This is a genomic window from Sphingobacterium daejeonense (assembly GCF_901472535.1).
Lineage (GTDB): Bacteria > Bacteroidota > Bacteroidia > Sphingobacteriales > Sphingobacteriaceae > Sphingobacterium > Sphingobacterium daejeonense.
In genome coordinates, this window is record NZ_LR590470.1 from 4,635,781 (window position 1) to 4,654,857 (window position 19,077).

Consider the following 19,077-nt stretch of genomic DNA (forward strand, 5'->3'; position numbering starts at 1 on the left):
ATAGAAGATTAAGACAATGTTAAGTTAAAATTTTCAGCCTGAAAACGAACCATATACATCAAAAATATTACAGGAATAAAGACTTTAATTAAAATTGGAAGCAAATATTATTGTCTAGTTAATATAAGCATAACAACATCTTAAGATAGGATTGCCCCAGAATTCAAATAATAATTGTACTTTCGTTTAAGTTAATTAATAATGTTATTAAATATTTATTTCATCCATAATTTAGTGAGCAAGGGTGACAATCCCCACAGAATTAAAATTACTCCTTCCATAATTACGCGAAAAGGTAGTTCCTATTAGGAGCTGCCTTTTTATTTTTTTAAACGAAGATTAATTCCGAACTTATTCTCCAATAAACCTCATCCACAATGAAAAAAGTAAATCCTGCATTCATACTCAATATCATTCATGCCAGTATTTCGCTTTTGATAATACTACAAAATAATCAGCAAGAACTCTGGAGATCCATATTTGCTGGAATAGGTTTTATAACCTTCCTTACATTCTCTTTCTTGATCTTCAAGAAAAACAAAGCAAAAAAGAAAGTTAGATTCAATTAAAAAGAGGAGCTATTGCTCCTCCTTTCTATTAACAAAATAACTAAATTATATTTTTCTTTTTTATTGAATTGCTCCTTGATCAGCTATAATAGGCCAGCCAGGATTTTGGTATAAAGTTGAATTTTGTGGAGTCCCATCCGACGAAGTAATAGAGAAATGGTTAAAGGCAATTGGACTTAGATAATGTGCCTCGGTCCATTTATATCCATTTAAAACCAAGTTGTTAGAACTTAAGTTAATCCTGTATGGCCTTAAGTATGGACTCTCGGCTTTTGAAGACACATTCGCAGTTTTACCTGGAGTATTAGGTTGAATTAAAACACTTCCCGCTTCATTAACAAACCATTTTTCCATTGGCCCCCAAACTTTGATACCTTCTAAGATCAATGGGTTGTTTTTTAATTGATCTAAAGACCTCCAACGCTTAAGATCTCCAAAACGGAATCCCTCTGCCATTAATTCCAATCTCCGCTCACGTCGTATATTATACAATATCTTATCATTTAATACCACTCCATTACTATATGCCCCCAAATCTCTTTTTGCTTCTTCAGCCATATTGGTGTTAGCAATAGTGACATTAAAATCAGGATTTACCCCAGCACGTTCACGTATTCTGCTCCAGTAATTAGCAGCCTTACCATTGATTGACTTGTTCTTTAAATAACTCGCCTCAATATAATTTAAATATGCTTCCACCGCTCTAAAGACAATAGAACCAGTAGTACCAGCAGATCCCTCAGCCTGCCCATTCAAATAACTCAAACCCTTTTTGAGAGCATATCCTGTTACATATCGAACCTCGGCCTGTCCTGTAATGTCTGGATAACCTTCTAAAATAGGACTCCCATCTGTATTGTTACGGTCAGTAAACCGCAACTCTCTAGGTCCTTTCATAAAAATTTGAAGCCTATTATCACGATCAGCCTTGACTGTTGAAATAGAATCATCGCCTTTATAACCAGAACCGGATGCATAAATAGGTAAACCATTTGCCATCGTAAAGTTTTCTACCAACCCTCTTGAATAACCGGTATTGCCTCCATTGGTGTTCAAATAATGGTTTACATTGTGTGAAACATTCTGAACAGTAGAATAACTTCTCCACAATAATACTTCACTGTATTTATTCAGGTCCATATCACCAAACATCGCAAAATATGGATTTGCCGATGAGTTGTATCCATCATCTTGGGTGTTTGAAACCAATGGCATCGCATCAGCCACTTGCTCAGATGCAGACATCGCCTCAGTTAAGAAAAAATCAATTTCATTATCGATCTGCAATGTAAATGAAGGATGTGATTTCTTTCCTGGCCAGTTTGATGTTCCAGGTACCAAAGCTGAATTCTTATGATAAGTCAACCAAGTAGCCTCATGCAAGGCAACACGAGACTTAAATAATAATGCCGCATTTTTGTTGACTCTATTTTGTTGATTAGGTGACGGACTCTTCAATAACATAATGGCTGAGTCTAGATCCGCCAAAATAAATCGTGCAACTACATTCCGAGGCTGCCTTACTGAAGCATCAACAAGCTGACCTAAATTATCTTGCATGGTACTCCTGACAATTGGAAAATCACCCAATGCCTGAACCTTATTGAAATATTGATAAGCCCTCAGAAAATAAGCCTCTCCGATATAATGCTCAATATTGCCTGTAGCGCCAGAAATTTTGTTTTCTTTCCATTTAGGCAAAACCTGCTCGAAGAAATAATTCAATTGTCTGATATTGCTAAAATCGTATTCCCCTCCGTTAGTTGGTACTTTCCATTCTCCAGGAACCCATCGCGTAGCATACGAACTTGTTAATTGATTGTCCGTATGATTATCGTTCGCAAATGTCCCTATCCCCCAACCTGAATGTGTAGGAAAGAAATATTGGGATAAAGTATAAGTAGCAAGGTCGGCCTCCGTATTCAAATAATCTCCAGGAGTAATATTCGAAAGGGGCTCACGGTCCAAGTATTTGTTGCAGCTTGTCGAAAACAAAGTTCCAAATGCAAGACCCATGAATATGATGTTTTTAAATGTTGTTTTCATGTTAATGATTGGATTAGAAATTTACATTAAGACCAAAGGAATAAACCGAGGAGAATGGATATGTTTTACCATCATTCCAGCCGCCAAGACCTACAGTCTCAGGGTCAAATACCTTCGCCATCTTGCTAAAGGTTAATAAGTTTTCTCCAGACACATATAAGCGAATCCTAGAAATTCCAATGGAATTTAATCTCGGAGAATTAAAAGAGTATCCAATTTGAGCATTCTTTAAACGTAAATACGCCGCAGACTGAAGGTACCTTGTTTGAACATTTTGATTCTTTGTCGTATTAAAATATGGACGAGGAAGATATGAGTCCATATTTACGTCCAATACACCATTTTGAACCATAACGGAATTCTCATCTCTGAAGAAATCCAAGTTCTCTTCAAATCCAGCAGATTGCCACATACCACCGCTAGCACCCCAAAAATAAGGTCCATTAGGCATATGGTCACGCTTACCGACCCCTTGGAAAAACATCCTGAAATCAAAACCTTTGTATGATCCGTTCAAATCTAAACTATAGCGATAGCGTGGCTGTGAGTTACCAATAATGCTCAAATCACCATGGTCATTTAAGGTGTTTGCTCCAGCTGAAACGATTCCATCACCATTCAAATCTTGGTACATGATATCACCTGCCTGCCATTTGCTAGCAAAGTTCTGTTTACTGTGTGCCAAGTGCGCATCCATTTCTTCTTGAGACTGCGCAATACCTACCGTAGTATAACCCCAAATCTCCCCATTACGCTTGCCATTGTACCAGTTGCTGATGGTACCTGTCAAATTTGGATATTCAGTAACGGTTTGTCTATCATCAGCAAATACTCCACGAACAGAATAATTGAAGTTGCCAATGTTATCTTTCCAGTTCAGTTCAACCTCAAATCCCTTAGAGTTCATCTCTGCATTGTTTAACCTTGGAACTTCTGTACCCAAAATAACAGGAAGTTCAGGAGCAGGACCAATCATGTTGAAGGTATTACGTTGGAATAATTCAAAAGTAACTCCTAAACGGTTTTGTAAGGCCTGAAGGTCAAACCCTATGTTCCAGCTGGAAATTCTTTCCCATGTTAATGTCGAAGCAATTAAACCAGGAGCTCCAGCTAAATTCTGCTTTAAACCATTTAACAACCAAGAATTGCCATTTACATTGAAAGGAAGAATGGAATAAAACGGATACCAGTTATTAGTATATTGGTTCCCCAATTCACCATATGAACCTCTCAGCTTAAATACAGAGATTTGCTCATCCCAAGTCCAAAAATCTTCATTGGCAATATTCCATCCCGCAGAAAATGAAGGAAATAAATTCCACCTTAAATCACGAGGAAATCTTGATGAACCATCGTACCTGCCATTCGCTTCAAATAAATACTTCTCTTTATAATTATAGTTTAACCTCCCAAAAAAACCAGCAGTAGCCCAATGTTGGTATTCTCCCGAAGTTAATGGATTCAAGGTCGCAGTATTCAATGTTGGGATGTTATCCGAAATTAAATCGGTCATCGAACCTGCAAGAGTCCTATATTTATTCAGCTCAGAATTAAAACCAACCAAGAATTTAAAATTATGGTCATCGTTTAACCTTAATGAATAATCCGTAAAAATATTCGTGCTGAAATACTCGTCTTTTCTATTGCTTTCGGATACACTTGTATAACCCGCAGCATTATAACCTACTGCTAATGGATATGGATTATTGTCCACATCATAGCTATATGCTTTTAAAATTTCGTTATGGCCATTTGAATTGGTAATTCTATAGTTCACATTCGCCGTAATATTCCAATTATCCAATGGCCTCGCCTGTAATTGGAGCTGTTGATATAATAAGTCTTTTACAGCTTTGGTACGCCCGCCCTCAGTTAATTGTGCCAACTCGCTGGCATCAGTGAACTGTCCGTTGTCATCTCTGGTAGGAACTGTTGGCCATCTCCTCGCGATATTATGATAATATAGATCATTCATGTGACTCGCCTTCTCATAATCCTCGCGCACGAACCTCGTGTTCGACATCAAATCAATGCCATCATGAATCTTCACATTAATTTTATTCGCAAATGAATAGCGTTGGAAGTTGTCATCAGCATATTTGTTCAAACCACTTTGATCCATTAAATTCAGAGAGGTGTAGAAATTAACTTTCTCACCGCCCCCATTGGCGCTTAGGGTATGTTCATGTGAAGGTGAATAGTCTCTATATACCTCATCAAACCAATTGGTATTCGCATTGGAACCACCATAATATTGCCACCTGCCATTTGGACCCGGAGTACTTACCGTATTGATCTCTCCTTTTTGATAGGCAGTAATACGATCCAGAACTTCCTGGGAAAATACAGCCTGTTCACCATCATTCGCTTTCACCTCATTGAAATAATAAGCAAAAGTTCGCGAATCCAACATCGTTGGCAAGCCCCTTGGTTTGCTCAAGCGAAAGTTGTTATTATAATTTACCAAAGTTTTGCCTGATTTACCCGTTTTGGTCGTTATCAGAATCACACCGAATGGTGCACGAGAACCATAAATCGAAGAAGCAGCAGCATCCTTCAAGACTGTAATGTTCTCAATATCATTTGGATTTAAGGCATTGATGTCACCTTCCATCCCGTCTATGAGGATTAAAGGTGAGGAGCTCGAACCTACCCCAATCGTACCTGCACCACGAATGTTGATGTTCATCGTTTGGTTCAACTCTCCTCCCATCCCTGCATTCTGAACATTTAATCCCGGTACCATCCCCTGAAGCGCTTGTGCAGTATTTTGAACAGGACGGGCCTCTAATTCTTTTGCACTTACAGTAGAAACTGCACCTGTTAAATTAGCTTTCTTTTGTTGGCCATAGCCAACTACCACAACCTCATCCATAAGATTCTCTTCTTCAGCTAATGTAATGGTCATCTCTTGTGTAGATGCCGAAACAGATTGAGATACATAACCCATGGAAGTAACAACCAAGACAGCATTCGAACCAGATACTCTTAACGAAAATTCCCCGTTTTCATTTGTCGACGTGCTATTGGCAGTGCCTTTTTCAGAAACTGTTGCAAGAGCAATAGGCTGCCCTTCTTTATCTAGCACCCTACCCTTAACAGCAACTTGTACCAATTCGGTGTTTGAAACAGTTTTGACCTCCGTAGTATTTCCTTTTACAGAAGGTCTGATTAATATAATTTTATCTTTTACCTCATAACTTACATCCTGATTCGCCAAGATCTTGTTCAATGCTGTTTGAAGACTGATCTTTGAATCGACAATAGTTACCCTCGAAGAATTAGACAATAAGGATTCATTGTAGACAATCTGAAATCCGCTCTTCTTTCGAATCTCTTTTAAGGCTTCCTTGGCAGAAACATTCTTAAGATTTAAGGAAATGGTCTGGCTAAAACCAAGCGCAAAACCATTCAATGCTAAACAGGAAATTACTATGGCTAATTTAGAAGCTTTATTTATCCTTGGAATTATCAGCTTCCCAAATATCTCATAGCCCTGAAAAGGAATAAAGAATTTTTTGTTCATATAAGTAGGTGTTATAGATTATAAAATGGTCTTTTATAATTTCATTACTTATATAGAGTTCAATTCTTTCGACTACCCTAAAAAAAATTTAATTTATTTTCTAAACGTTAGAACTTTGTCGTTTAGTTGTAGAATGGAATGACTCGAAGCGTCTAATAACAAAATCAATTCCTCTAATTCGTTTTCTCGAGCCAAGTAAATAGTGAAGTTCTCTACGGGAACACTATTACGGTCAAACTTAAAATCATAATATTTTTGAAGGTCTTCAAGGATAAACCTTAAGCTCCTGTTGTCATAATATAGAAAACCATCTTTCCAAGCTAAATATTCTTCAATCTCCCCTTCGTCAAGAGACTTCATCAATGCCTGATTCGAATTTACACGTATCAAATTGCCAGGCTTTAATTTATTGTTTTTCCCAGTATGCACAGCCTTTACATTTAAGCTCCCCTCATATAAAAAAGTTTCATCGTAGGAACCTGTGGTTTTCACGTTAAATGAAGTGCCCAATACCTGAATGGTCTGTTGTTCGGTCTTGACCTCAAAAGGGACTTTTTTATTGTCCTTTTTAAAACTCTTCACTTCGAAATAAGCTTCTCCTGCTAGCGTCAATTTACGATCTTTAAGATATGAAGCTGCATAATGTAAATTGGAATTTGCATTGAGGTTGACAATTGAACCGTCCGGAAGCTCAACTTTATAAACTTCTCCAATACCCGTTTTAATATTTAGAATATCATCCTCCCCTAATCCAAGCCTTGAAATATTTAGGACCATTTTTTTATCCTTATCTAGGAAAATAGCTTTGGATTCGTCGTTGCCAACGGATAGAGGTTCTGTTTTAGAAAATGAATTGTTCTGTTCCGTTAAGGTACCTGCTAGGAAGTCTGCAGTGACTTCTTTCCCCTCATTTCTCTTGAAAAAATCACGGATATGATCCTGTTTGAAAAAAACTAAACATCCAACAATAGCAAAGACCAAAATAAAAGACACCGTCGAAAGATTTCTTTTAATCTTCCGCCTTCTATCTTTTTTAATGGAATGGATTAATCTATCGTGGATTTCTATCCCTAAATCTCCTTTGCTTTTTTCATCCATATTCTCCGGTAATTAGAAGAATAAAATCGAGGTTGTAATAATTAAAATTGATTTTTTCAGCAAGCTCAAAACCTTGGACATATGATACTCAACAGATTTGATACTGAGGTTCATCCGTCCTGCAATTTCTTTGTACGTCAAATCTTCATTCCTATTCAACTCGAATATTGTTCTACTTTTTTTCGTCAATTTATTCTTTAGAACGTGATTTAATTGGAATTCAATATCCTTTAATGCTAATTGGTCGTATTCTGAGGTCATAATATCAAAGCTGTCTATATTCAGCATTTCAACCTTTTTCCTCTCCTTCAAAACAAAAATACATTTGTTTTTGATACAAACACTAAGATACGCCTTGATCGAGTATCGAATTTCCAATTTATGACGAATTCTCCAAATATCCAGGAACACATCATGAAGAACATCCTTTGCAAGCTCCTCATCCCTTAAAAATGAATAACTGCTGTCGAAAAAATTCTCCCAATATTTAAAATAAATCTCCGAAAAAGCTGTCTTATCGTTGTTCTTAAGCCTTGAAACAAGATCATAATCTTCCCAAGATAGTCCAGAAACTGAAGGCAATGGATTCATCAGATAATTTAGGTTATTTGTATTATGTATAATTTATTATAAAAATAATGGTTAAAATACAGTTTGCAACTTTTTGATTACTTTTTTTAAAAATTATTTCCAAAATCTATCGAAACGCAATAAAAACAATGAAAATCGAAAACTCTTGATTCAATCAATAATAAAAGAACCCCCAAAAAGCTTCTAACTTTTCGGGGGCACTTCATTTATCAAAACCTATCTCGACAAACCTATTTCTTCAAATCCTTAAGGATTTCATCAACGGCTCTTTCCAATTGAGGGTCTTTGTCAGCTACACGATCCGCAACCGTATTCTTAACAGCAATATCTGGAGCTACTCCTGTCAATTCCAGGTCCTGACCATCCAAAGTATAACATCCCCAAGATGGCAATCGATAGAATGACCCATCGACCAATCCCTTTCCAGAGGTAAATATAATCCATCGATAAGTCTCAGTACCTATAACTTTCCCAAGCTTCAAAGCCTTGAAACCTGCAGCTGTCATTTCAGCATCACTTAAAGACTGTTCGTTAATCAACAATACGATAGGCTTACCAGCTGGAGAAAAGCTACTTTGTGGAGAAAGCTTACCACCGCGATATTGCCACTGTAGATATGGTCGTTGCGATAAAAAGCGTAATACCTCGTCATGAACATTTCCACCCGTATTATATCTAAGATCTAAAATGACTGCTTCTTTATTGTTTTCTTGCTCAGCCATATCGATCAAAAAGGACTGTAGCTCATCACCGCCCATATTTTTCATATGCGAGTAGGCAATTCGGTTTTTGCTCAAATCATCAACTTTCTTTTTATTGCCCTTGATCCACTCATCATATAGTAATTCCTTGAATGATGAATTGCTCTGCGGCCTGATGTTGATGATCTGCTCCTTTCCTCCTCGATTCACGGTCAGTTGAATTTCTTTGGCTAGAGAGGGCCACGTCAAATAAGAATCACGGTCCTTGGACTTGTCAATCTTGTTTCCATTCACAGCAACCAATATATCTCCAACTTTCAAATCAACTTCCTTTTTAGATGCAGGTCCCTTGGCAACAATATGGGTAACCTTGTAGGGATCTTTATCATCATAAACTACTCCTAATTCATTGGTCACAAAATTAAATTGCTTGCGTTCATCTGTACCGAAAGTGCTGAAACCCATATGAGATGAGTTCAACTCCCCTAACATATCATTTAGAAGAATCCTTAAGTCCATCCTATTGTTGATTCCGTTGAGGTAGTTCGCATATTTCGTTTTCATACCTTCCCAATCAACACCATGGAAATTCTCGTCATAATAGTTTTCTTCAATATTGGCCCATGTTTCATAGAACATCTGTTTGAATTCTTTGTCCAGATCTCTATTGAACTTGAAATTAATATCAACCGCATCAAGTTTATTTTGATCCATGTTGTATTTCTGGATATTGCTACCAATTAAAGCAAAGTACTTCCCATCAACTTCCACTAGATCTTGAATACCACCATCAAATACCTTCTCGGTTTTACTGTTGGCAAAGGGCTCGAAAGTGATCCTGTAGGTCGCCCATTTACCCTCATGGTTAGATTGATAAAATAAGTAAGACTTCTCTCCTTTTGCAAACGTCTGCGGATTATATTGAGTACCAGCAGCAGGACTTACTTGTGTAATCCTATCCGATAGGCCTTGAACATCAATAGATACCAATACTTTCTTTTTATCATCCTTTTTATCATCTTTTGGTTTATCAGCATCTTTTTTATCCTTGCTGTTTTTGTCTTTCTTGTTTGCTGTACTATCCTTTTTTTCCCTGTCTTTGTCTTTATCTTTCTCGCTATCTTTGAATAATTCATCAAATTTCCCAATACGATAAGGCTCATCGTAATTCTCCATTGCTAAACGATATAAACTCGCATTTTCCATCCCTGTAGGATACGCAGGCTTTGTTCGATTACTTGAAAAATACACGTATTTCCCATCCTTCGACCATACAGGAGAAGCTTCAGTCACACCCGTATTCGTTAAATTGATGGCTTTTTTATCAGCGATATGATAAACGAAAATATCCTGTTCAAAATTTCGGATCGCAGTAAATAGAACGTACCTATCATCTGGGGAAAATGATGGCGAAGAGTTTTGGAAAGCCCAGATCTCATCCTTCACTATAGTCTCACTTTTTAGACTGTTTAAATCCAATAAACGAACCTCATCTCTTCCGCTGAGGTAAACCGCTTTGCTCCGGTCATTGTTAATGCTGATCTGCCTATTGTTTCTCTTGTCTTGTGTCAATTGCTTTACGTCACCCTTACCATCTGCCGAACGAGAGTACCAATTTAAATACCCTCCAACAGTTTGGTTAAACAACAATGTCTTATTATCCTTTAGCCATTTGACTTCTGTAATTCTTTCACCTTGACCTGGCATTTGTCGAATAAACTTCCCATCAATATCACTGACAAACAATTCTCCCCTTGATACAAAGGCCATTTTCTTCCCATCCGGAGAAACATCAAAATTGCTGATCGCACCTTTAACATCAAATTCCTTGGACTTGCCCAAGACTTGATTTCTACTCAATGAAATTGCTGGTTGCATGGTGTTTTTGCTAGCTACATCGTAAACAAATAACTGGTAGCCCTTTTCAAAAACAACTTTGGAACCATTCGCAGCAACTTGTGGATTACGAATCGACTCCTTGAATTGAGTCAATCCAACCTTGGTACCATTGCTTATACTGTATAGGTTATACTCATCATTGGCCTCATCAGAAGCAAAATAGATGGTACCTTTATTATCAACTGTAGGCCATAAATCTTTCCCTTCGTAGTTGGTATATTCTTTATAGGCTTTAGTTTTAGGATGATATCCTTTTATATCGGGGTTAAAAGCTCCTTTATATCTTTTCCTGTTCGCCGCAGTATAGCTTTCCCAAGTATCTGTGAACAACAATTCTCCAGTTGGTGTCTCAACCATTCCATGGATATAATTGAAGAAATGTGGAAAAATCCGCTCTGCAGTACCACCATCCTTACTTACACAGTAGCTGCTCAATCTGTTGGCCCTGCCAGAAGTAAAATATATCTGCTTACTGTCCCAACTCCAACTGTCAACCTCGTCTGTAGATTCATGGTGAGTAATCTGTTGAATATTTCCACCTGCCATAGGCATGACGTAAACATCCAAGTTCCCGTTTTGGTTCGACGAGAATGCCAACCATTGTCCATCTGGGGAAATCCTAGGCATCACCTCATTTCCTTCCATGGCGGTCAGACGAAAAGCAGGACCTCCACCAGAAGGAACTTTCCAAAGATCACCTTCAAAACTGAAAACTATCGTTTGAGCATCAGGGCTCAAGGTAGGGTGTGACAAAAATGTGGGCTGAACCTGGGCAGACAATGCTATAGCTCCTCCTACTAGAAGAGCTAAGGTTAATAGTAATTTGTTCATTTTAAGGTCAGTAATAAATTGTTAATAAACAAATGTACAATTCGAAATCAGAATCCATTATTACTCGACAAATATTTTACAACAAACAGCAAGCTGAATAGAACTCCCTGATTTAAATAACAACATTATTAGCGCATCATGTAACCCAAAGATTAATAAAGACTTATAAGTGTGTATTTTTTACACTAAAGAATACCTCAATTCGAAATAATTGTATTAATTTTGCAACAAATATTACACAATGACATCATTAGGTGAGGCAGGTGCGAATGTCTCTCAATCCATGAAAAGCAGAATACGCATTGCAGTAACTTTGTTTTACTTTGGCCAAGGTTTGGGTTTTGCGAGTTGGGCAAGTCGTATTCCTACTATTAAATCAGCATTAGAACTTTCTGAAGCTCAATTAGGGACTATCCTGTTAATGCTTCCGATTGGTCAATTATTAACAATGCCTCTTTCTGGAGCATTGGTGAATAAATATGGCAGCCATAAAGTGATGCCATGGGCAGCATTTCTATATGCCTTGGTGCTTCTGTTGATTGGGTTTTCAGGAAATGCATGGATGTTGGGCGCTTCATTATTCCTTTTTGGAGTTACCGGAAACATGTGTAATATCGCCGTAAATACGCAAGGGGTATTGGCAGAAGATCTTTATGGAAGATCTATTATGTCCTCTTTCCATGGAGCGTGGTCATTGGCAGGATTTACGGGTGCTTTGATAGGACTTCTATCCCTCAACTTCCAGATCAATACAATCCCCCATTTTATAGGTATTATCCTGATCATGGTCTTGAATATCCTGTTGAACAAACAGTATTTGGTTCCTGAAGAAGGCTCCAAGACAGAAAAAAAAGAAAAAACAAAGTTCAAACCAGACTCCCTTATTGTACAATTAGGTGTCATCGGATTCTTCAGCATGGCAACCGAAGGTGCTATGTTCGACTGGAGCGGTGTATATTTCAGCGATGTAGTAAAATCTCCTGAGAAACTCGTGATACTAGGTTATGCATCATTTATGATTATGATGGCGCTCGGAAGATTCCTAGGAGATGCATTCATTGGCAGATATGGCAGACAGCGAACTCTACAAATCAGTGGCGTACTGATGTTCGTGGGCATGCTTGCATCTGTTGTTTTCCCTAATCTATGGGTCTGTACATTCGCATTTATGTTGGTCGGATTAGGCGTAGCATGTAATGTCCCTACCGTGTACAGTGTTACAGGTAAACACAAAACAATCCCTGCCGGAGTTGCCCTCGCAATGGTTTCCAGTATTTCCTACCTCGGATTCTTGATGGGACCACCATTGATCGGTTATATTGCGGAGTTGTTCAGCTTAAGATACTCATTCGCTATTTTTTCACTGTTTGGTTTCCTAATGTTTATCATGGTCAGCAGACTGAAAATCTTCAACGAAAAATAATTACTACTTGCTTTGGTTGGTGTCCCCACCAACCATGGCGGCAAGCATCCTCCCCTACAACGCCTTTAACTTATTTAATTCTTTATTCGAAATCTTCAATATGGTCCCGTGTCTTATCCCTTCTGGAAATTGCAATTGATCAGATACATCTGTCCAATTCTTTAAATCCTTGGATTTAATGACCCCAAAATGATTATCCATATAACGATCAAAATAAACATACCATTCCCCATTATTCTTGATTACTGTAGGACCTTCCGCCCAATAATCACCTGTTATTTTTTCGCTAGCTTCGGAATATGGCCCTTCTAAATCATCAGCATAAGCTAACTTTAGATTTTTTTCTGCCGGTTCACGAGTTTCATCTTTGATGAGCATCATCCATTTTGAACCATTCTTTTGAATCGTAGCATCAATACAATTGAATCCAGGCTCATAAAGAAGCATGGTTTCGGTAAAATCCTTGAAGTCTTTGGTCAAGGTATAGTACATTCGGTGGTTATAGCCATTGTCTGCCTCAACTTGCGTTTCAGGGAACTCTCCCGTGATCGTAGTTGCCCAATAAATCATATATTGCTTGGTTGACGGATCATAGGTTATTTCAGGTGCCCAAGTATTTCTAGCATGAGGCTCGTGCTCCATAACTGGGATGTACTGCTGCTCCGACCAATTTATCAGATCTTTGGAAGTAGCATGGCCAATCCCCTTTTGAGTCCAGCTGACAGTCCAAACCATGTGATAGAGACCATCGCCACCCTTGATAATACAGGGATCGCGCATTAACTTGTCAGGGCTGAGTTCCGGAGTCAAAAAAGATTGATCTCCTTTTAAAGCGGACCATTTTAATCCGTCTTCACTATAGACAAGGTGAAGACCATCTTCGCCATTGCCCTTAAAGTAAGAAAAGATAAATGCTGAGTCTTGTTCTTGAGCTTTTGATGAAAATATAAAGCACAGACAGACACAGAGAGAAAAAATTTTATTGAACATGTTTAGGTTATGTTGATTTAACCAAATATAATTAATTTCAATACCCTAACAAAAATAAGCCCCGGTAGAATCCTACCGGGGCTTGCAAAATTATGATTACAAAAAATTACTTTGTTCCACTGTATGGGTTTTGATCAGCTTCTGTTAAAGCTTCATTGTTTACAATTTCCAATTGCGGAATCTGACACAATAACCTATAATCATTAGAAGGGAAAGTACCAGTTGGGTTTGCTGAATTGGCAACATAGCCATTCAAATAAGAAACTCCCCAAGTATAATGACCTTCTTTGTAAGTTGGAGTCTCTTGGTATCTGATCAATGGTTTTTGTAATCTCAATAAGTCATACAAACCAGTAACCCCCTCACACAACAATTCTTTCCTTCTTTCAACGTAGATCGCTTCCAAAAGATTATCTCCAGATGCAGCAGTGGTCAAGTTCTTAACTCCTCTTGCTTTCTGAAGTTTTGTTAGGTGAGCCAATCCTTGACCATTGTTTAATTCTGCAGAAGCCTCCGCCATAATCAACAGCATTTCAGCACTGCGCATCAAAGAAATCTCGGGACGTGTATTGCTCTGCTTAGCTCCATTACCATCACCATAGTGCTTATACTTATCATAAGCCCATTTGGTAGACCATTCTGCACTCGCATTATTGGTCCTTTTCCAGAATTGGTATCTATCTTCAGTTTTTTCAAACAATTGCTCATATTTACCATCAGCAAAGAAGTCCAAGAATGAGTAAATTGGTCCATCAGTGAAACCTTCACCGTAACTAGCATCTTGGTTAAACCAGAAATTGAACTGAGTACCACCACCTAGGTTGTTCTGATCCGTAAACTTAACCGCCCAAACTACCTCTGGGTAGTTCTTTGTGATAACATCGTCAAAACCACCGCGGTATTGTTCCTTGGACATCAATGTTGGATATTTATTGTAAACCTCAGAAGCTGATGATAAAGCCTTTGACCAATCGTTCATAACCAAATAAACACGAGCCAAATGACCAGTTACAACATCCTCATTGATAAACCACTTTCCTTCGCGAGAATATGAACCCAACAAAGATTTTGCATCTGTCAAATCCTTTACAATTTGGTCATAAGTCTGTTGTACCGTTGAGCGAGGAAGACTTTTCTCATCTTCTGAACTCAATCTTAGAATTACACCAGGTTTTGTCTTTGCAATAGCATAAGTCTGTTGGTAATTCTGAATCAAATGAAAATAACAGATTCCTCTAATTGCTTTTGCCTGACCTAATAATGCATCTTTAGTCGCTTGCTCTCCTTGCGCATTTTCAGCATTGTCGATGATAATGTTTACTTGGTTGATGATTTTGTACATCATCGACCAAATAGCGTCAGACTGCCTGTTTGCCTGAGTCTTGGTAGGCTCATAACGATAAGTGGAAAGTTGATTTCCACCCATATTCGTATGGCATAAGATATCAGCACCACCTAAATCAACGTACATCTGAAGACCAGTTAATCCTGCATAAACGCGATCTGCTCCCTGAGGGTTAAAAAACAACTGATTGTAGGCTGAAGTTAAAACTTTCTCTAAACCTGCCGTATTGGAAATAACCAATTCATCCGAAGTGTCAACGGACGAGCTCGTCTCCAAAAAGTCACTACATCCGCTATTTAATCCTAGTGCTGCGGCAAGCCCTAATATTTGTATTTTCTTAAATATCTTTTTCATGACGCTAATTAAAATGAAACTTGTAAACCGCCAGTATAAACTCTTCTAGAACCTTGGATACCATTGTCCGTATCGGCATTACCATTGTAGTTGTTACCCGATAGACCAGTCTCCGGATCTGAATATCTGTTCTTCGCAGAACCAAAAGTCAATAAGTTGTCTCCCGAAACAAATATTCTAACATTAGATAAGGTCAATTTCTCTAACAATGATTTAGGCAAGTTATATCCTAAAGTCACATTTCTTAATCTCAAATAGTCATTGTCGAAAACATAGAAATCAGAAGCTTTTCTTGTGCTTGAATAATCATCATTTGACCATTTTGGCAACAAGGCATTGTCTCCCGGGTTTTTCCATCTGTCTCCAACCAAGTCCTGAACAACACCTACACCACCACGCAATGCTGTACGCTCGATGTAAGCATAGTCATACATTTTGCCACCAAGTGAATAGTATAACATAAAGGATAGATCCAAACCTTTATAGTTGAAACTGTTTGTCAAAGCACCAAATGCTTTTGGCAATGCAGATCCTATATATTGGTAGTCATCAGTAGTTACCAAACTATAATCCTCAGTAACTTCCCAATTATCATTGTCTCCTTTGATGTAATATTGCATATTACCAGTCTCAGCATTTACACCAGCGTTCTTAACCATGTAAAACTCAAATAATGATTTTCCTTCTTCCATCTTATAACCCGCAGTACGGTTCTCATAAGTGAAAGCTCCACCAGGTAAATAAGTGATTTCATTCTTCAAGGTCGAAATATTGAAATCAGCTTTCCAGTTGAAGTTCTCTTTACGGATCACATCTGCTGACAATGTAAATTCAAAACCTCTGTTTGTTAAGTCTCCAAGGTTAGTATTCTCTCCAATAGCAGCTCCAACTTGTCCCGATAACGGGAATTCTTTGTAGAACAATAAGTCGATCGCATTACGTTGGTAATATTCGATTGTACCATTCAATCTGTTGAACAAACTGAAATCCAATCCAACATTGTACTGTTGGTTCTTTTCCCAAATCAAGTTTGGTGTAGGAACCGAAGAAGGTTTCAAACCAGCAACTGTATATAAATCATCTGAGGCATAAACTCCTTGGTAACCATAAAGGATCTCTCCTCCTGTAGTACCGTTCGAATTACGCATAAATAACTTATCATTACCTGTGGTACCATAACTAGCACGTAAAGCTAAATTGTTAATCCAGCTAACATCCTTCATGAAATCCTCTTGGCTGATTCTCCATGAAAGACCTCCCGAGAAGAAGTTACCCCAACGGCTTTCAGGACTGAACCTAGATGACCCATCACGACGAACCGAACCGGAAACGAAGTATTTGCCATCGTAGTTGTAATCAACTTTTCCTAAATAAGACAACAAGTTATAACGGTTTCTGTAAGAGTCATTGCTCCAGTTTCTTGAGGTAGAACCCAATTCAAATTGGCCCATTTGCATGATCCCCTCTCCATAACCCGTATCGAAATAATCGTCCAATGAATAGGCTTCCTGACCTGCTAAAGCAGATAGATTATGCTTTCCAAAGCTTTGCTCCCAAGTCAAGATATTGTTGAACGTAACTGATTTTGTTGTACCGTTTGACCTTGTAGCATTACCACCATTGGTAGTTACCGTAATTCCATAAGGCGCTTGTTGCGATGCATCATGAATAGCCGATCCATAGCCGAAGAACTTATAGATATTGTTGTCAATGCCCAATGATGTTTTGAACTTCAAATTATATGGAAGTTGAACCTCAGCAAAGAATCTTGAGGAAATCATATTCCTCATGTTATTGTTGAAAGACTCATCATTAGGATTATCCCAATAATCACCACCATTGTTCAAGGCTTGGATACCAAAGAAATTGTTGGTGTATGAACCATAGTCAAACATACGTTCGCCGGTTTTTTGAGAATAAACCCAGTCCGTATTGTCCACATTTCTCAACCAAGGTGATTGCAATGAATTCGTGAAGATCAATGCTCTGGATGCACCAGATAAGTTTTGTTTTGAACCTGAGTAAGATAAGTTTCCGCCAACCTGTAACCAATCATAAATTTGAGACGTTACATTAGCTCTGAAGTTATGACGTTTAAAATATTGTCTACTTGCATATCCGTTGTCATCCAGGTAACCAGCAGACAAGAAGTAATTTGTTTTTCCTTCGTTTGCTGTTCCGCTTAGGTCAACACCGTAATCTTGCCTAAGTTTTCTTGAGAAAACAGCGCCATAGAAATCGTAGTCGCTCTCATCCCAGATCATCTTTAGATTCGGGTTAATCCTTGCATTTCCTTCACCATCATGCAGGACATAATCCTCATTGATGTGTTGGAATGGAGAAACGTAAGAATTCTGGCCATCTGTTGTTTTTACAGCCTTCAATAGCTTGCCCAATAAGTTTGCAGAAGCCCAATCTCCAGCTGCTTGTTTGCTCAAGCCATATTTGTAGAATTGGTCATTATACATTCCTTCCCAAGTATTCAATAATTGCTCAGAAGGATTTGCTTTTACAGGATTTACAACTGCATTGTCTGCAGTTCCCCAGCTCGAGCGGAAATTAATCTGTGGTTTTGCTGATTTACCCTTTTTCGTGGTAACCATCAAAACACCATTTGCAGCACGAGAACCATATAATGAAGACGCCGCAGCATCTTTCAATACTGTAATCGACTCAATATCGCTTGGTGAAATGGAATTCAATTGACCATCGTATGGCATACCATCAACAACGATCAAAGGATTGGATGCTCCAGTCATTGAAGAAATACCACGAATCTGGATTCTTGTATTTCCACCTGGGTTACCTTCGTTGTTCGTTACATTAACACCAGCACTAGCACCTTGTAATGCCTCAGCAAAACCTGAACCCGAAATCTTCTCGATCTGGTCAGATTTTACAACCGATGCAGAACCCGTAAAAGTCGATTTCTTAGCCGTACCATAAGCTACAACCACAACCTCGTCTAAATCCGAACTCGTCTGTTCTAATGTGATGTTTAAATTTGTTTGATTCGTTATTACGACTTCCTCAGATTGGTAGCCCATATAACTAATTACTAAAGTAGATCCACTCTTTACATCTGAAAGACTAAAATGTCCGTTATCATCTGAAAATGTAGAAATACCCGTCCCCTTAACAGTGATCGAGGCGCCCGCGATTGGACCATTGGAATCACTGATTGTTCCCTCAAGTTTGGACTGTAACCAGAATGAATGAATAGTGTTTGCATTGGCAAAACTATAACTTCCACTTCCCAAGGTCGCAGCCATAATCAAATACTTGATAAAAGCAGCTTTGTTTGTCATTGATGTTAAAGTATTAGGTCGAATTTTTGTTATTCGGTTGCAAACATATTAATTTTTCACAGTTTTAGTCAGAAAAATTTATATTATCTTAATAATTTCTTAATAGATTAAGGCAAAACATTATCCATATCGGTCATTTTTTTTATCTCAACAGGATAAAGGCTTAAAATTCAGCGAATAAACATCAAAATTGAAACAGAAAATGAGATTTATTGAGATTCAACACCAAAAAATAGTCCGCATTAACATACATATTCGATGTATTTTCCAAAAAAAAACCTAAAAAACACCTAAATCAATCGATTGCATAGCATAATAAACCAAACAACTATCTACATATCATAATTTAAGATCTCTAACACCTTTTTTATCCCTCTACATCTTATCTACAGCTAT

Annotated in this window: 9 protein-coding genes; 1 reads left to right on the forward strand and 8 read right to left on the reverse strand. The window is 38.0% G+C overall.

Annotated elements, in window-relative coordinates; all coding sequences use genetic code 11:
• Nucleotides 1-629: 629 nt before the first annotated feature.
• From FGL31_RS22040 to FGL31_RS22060, 5 genes are all read right to left on the reverse strand, one after another.
• The gene (locus FGL31_RS22040) at nt 630-2,615 is read right to left on the reverse strand and encodes a RagB/SusD family nutrient uptake outer membrane protein (protein WP_138094503.1); all 1,986 of its coding nucleotides are present in this window, start codon (nt 2,613-2,615) and stop codon (nt 630-632) included.
• 13 nt (nt 2,616-2,628) lie between these two features.
• Entirely contained in the window at nt 2,629-6,141 is a 3,513-nt protein-coding gene (locus FGL31_RS22045; RefSeq protein WP_138094505.1) for a TonB-dependent receptor, read from the reverse strand.
• Between the two features lie 93 nt (nt 6,142-6,234).
• Nucleotides 6,235-7,239 carry a FecR family protein gene (locus FGL31_RS22050; protein WP_138094507.1) on the reverse strand — a complete coding sequence of 335 codons (1,005 nt, stop codon included), beginning with the start codon at nt 7,237-7,239 and terminating at the stop codon, nt 6,235-6,237.
• Nucleotides 7,240-7,251: 12 nt separating this feature from the next.
• Nucleotides 7,252-7,830 carry a sigma-70 family RNA polymerase sigma factor gene (locus FGL31_RS22055; protein WP_138094509.1) on the reverse strand — a complete coding sequence of 193 codons (579 nt, stop codon included), beginning with the start codon at nt 7,828-7,830 and terminating at the stop codon, nt 7,252-7,254.
• Nucleotides 7,831-8,060: 230 nt separating this feature from the next.
• Entirely contained in the window at nt 8,061-11,261 is a 3,201-nt protein-coding gene (locus tag FGL31_RS22060; protein ID WP_138094511.1) for a S41 family peptidase, read from the reverse strand.
• Between the two features lie 241 nt (nt 11,262-11,502).
• Between FGL31_RS22060 and FGL31_RS22065 the strand changes: the two genes are divergently transcribed.
• Complete coding sequence (locus FGL31_RS22065) at nt 11,503-12,684, forward strand: MFS transporter (RefSeq protein WP_138094513.1); 1,182 nt, start codon at nt 11,503-11,505, stop codon at nt 12,682-12,684.
• Nucleotides 12,685-12,738: 54 nt separating this feature from the next.
• Here the strand turns inward: FGL31_RS22065 and FGL31_RS22070 are convergent, their stop codons facing one another.
• The 3 genes from FGL31_RS22070 to FGL31_RS22080 form a co-directional block, all read right to left on the reverse strand.
• Nucleotides 12,739-13,674 (reverse strand): glycoside hydrolase family 43 protein, encoded by a 936-nt coding sequence (locus FGL31_RS22070; RefSeq protein WP_138094515.1) that lies wholly within the window; start codon nt 13,672-13,674, stop codon nt 12,739-12,741.
• A 106-nt stretch (nt 13,675-13,780) separates the two neighbouring features.
• Nucleotides 13,781-15,373, reverse strand: coding sequence for a RagB/SusD family nutrient uptake outer membrane protein (locus FGL31_RS22075; RefSeq protein ID WP_138094517.1), 1,593 nt, complete (start codon nt 15,371-15,373; stop codon nt 13,781-13,783).
• Between the two features lie 8 nt (nt 15,374-15,381).
• The gene (locus tag FGL31_RS22080; protein ID WP_138094519.1) at nt 15,382-18,681 is read right to left on the reverse strand and encodes a SusC/RagA family TonB-linked outer membrane protein; all 3,300 of its coding nucleotides are present in this window, start codon (nt 18,679-18,681) and stop codon (nt 15,382-15,384) included.
• Nucleotides 18,682-19,077: the final 396 nt, after the last annotated feature.

Excerpts from the sequence above, each read along its gene's own strand:
- FGL31_RS22040 (WP_138094503.1), bottom strand. The coding sequence starts at position 2,615 with ATGAAAACAACATTTAAAAACATCATATTCATGGGTCTTGCATTTGGA.
- FGL31_RS22045 (WP_138094505.1), bottom strand. The coding sequence starts at position 6,141 with ATGAACAAAAAATTCTTTATTCCTTTTCAGGGCTATGAGATATTTGGG.
- FGL31_RS22050 (WP_138094507.1), bottom strand. The coding sequence starts at position 7,239 with ATGGATGAAAAAAGCAAAGGAGATTTAGGGATAGAAATCCACGATAGA.
- FGL31_RS22055 (WP_138094509.1), bottom strand. The coding sequence starts at position 7,830 with ATGAATCCATTGCCTTCAGTTTCTGGACTATCTTGGGAAGATTATGAT.
- FGL31_RS22060 (WP_138094511.1), bottom strand. The coding sequence starts at position 11,261 with ATGAACAAATTACTATTAACCTTAGCTCTTCTAGTAGGAGGAGCTATA.
- FGL31_RS22065 (WP_138094513.1), top strand. The coding sequence starts at position 11,503 with ATGACATCATTAGGTGAGGCAGGTGCGAATGTCTCTCAATCCATGAAA.
- FGL31_RS22070 (WP_138094515.1), bottom strand. The coding sequence starts at position 13,674 with ATGTTCAATAAAATTTTTTCTCTCTGTGTCTGTCTGTGCTTTATATTT.
- FGL31_RS22075 (WP_138094517.1), bottom strand. The coding sequence starts at position 15,373 with ATGAAAAAGATATTTAAGAAAATACAAATATTAGGGCTTGCCGCAGCA.
- FGL31_RS22080 (WP_138094519.1), bottom strand. The coding sequence starts at position 18,681 with ATGACAAACAAAGCTGCTTTTATCAAGTATTTGATTATGGCTGCGACC.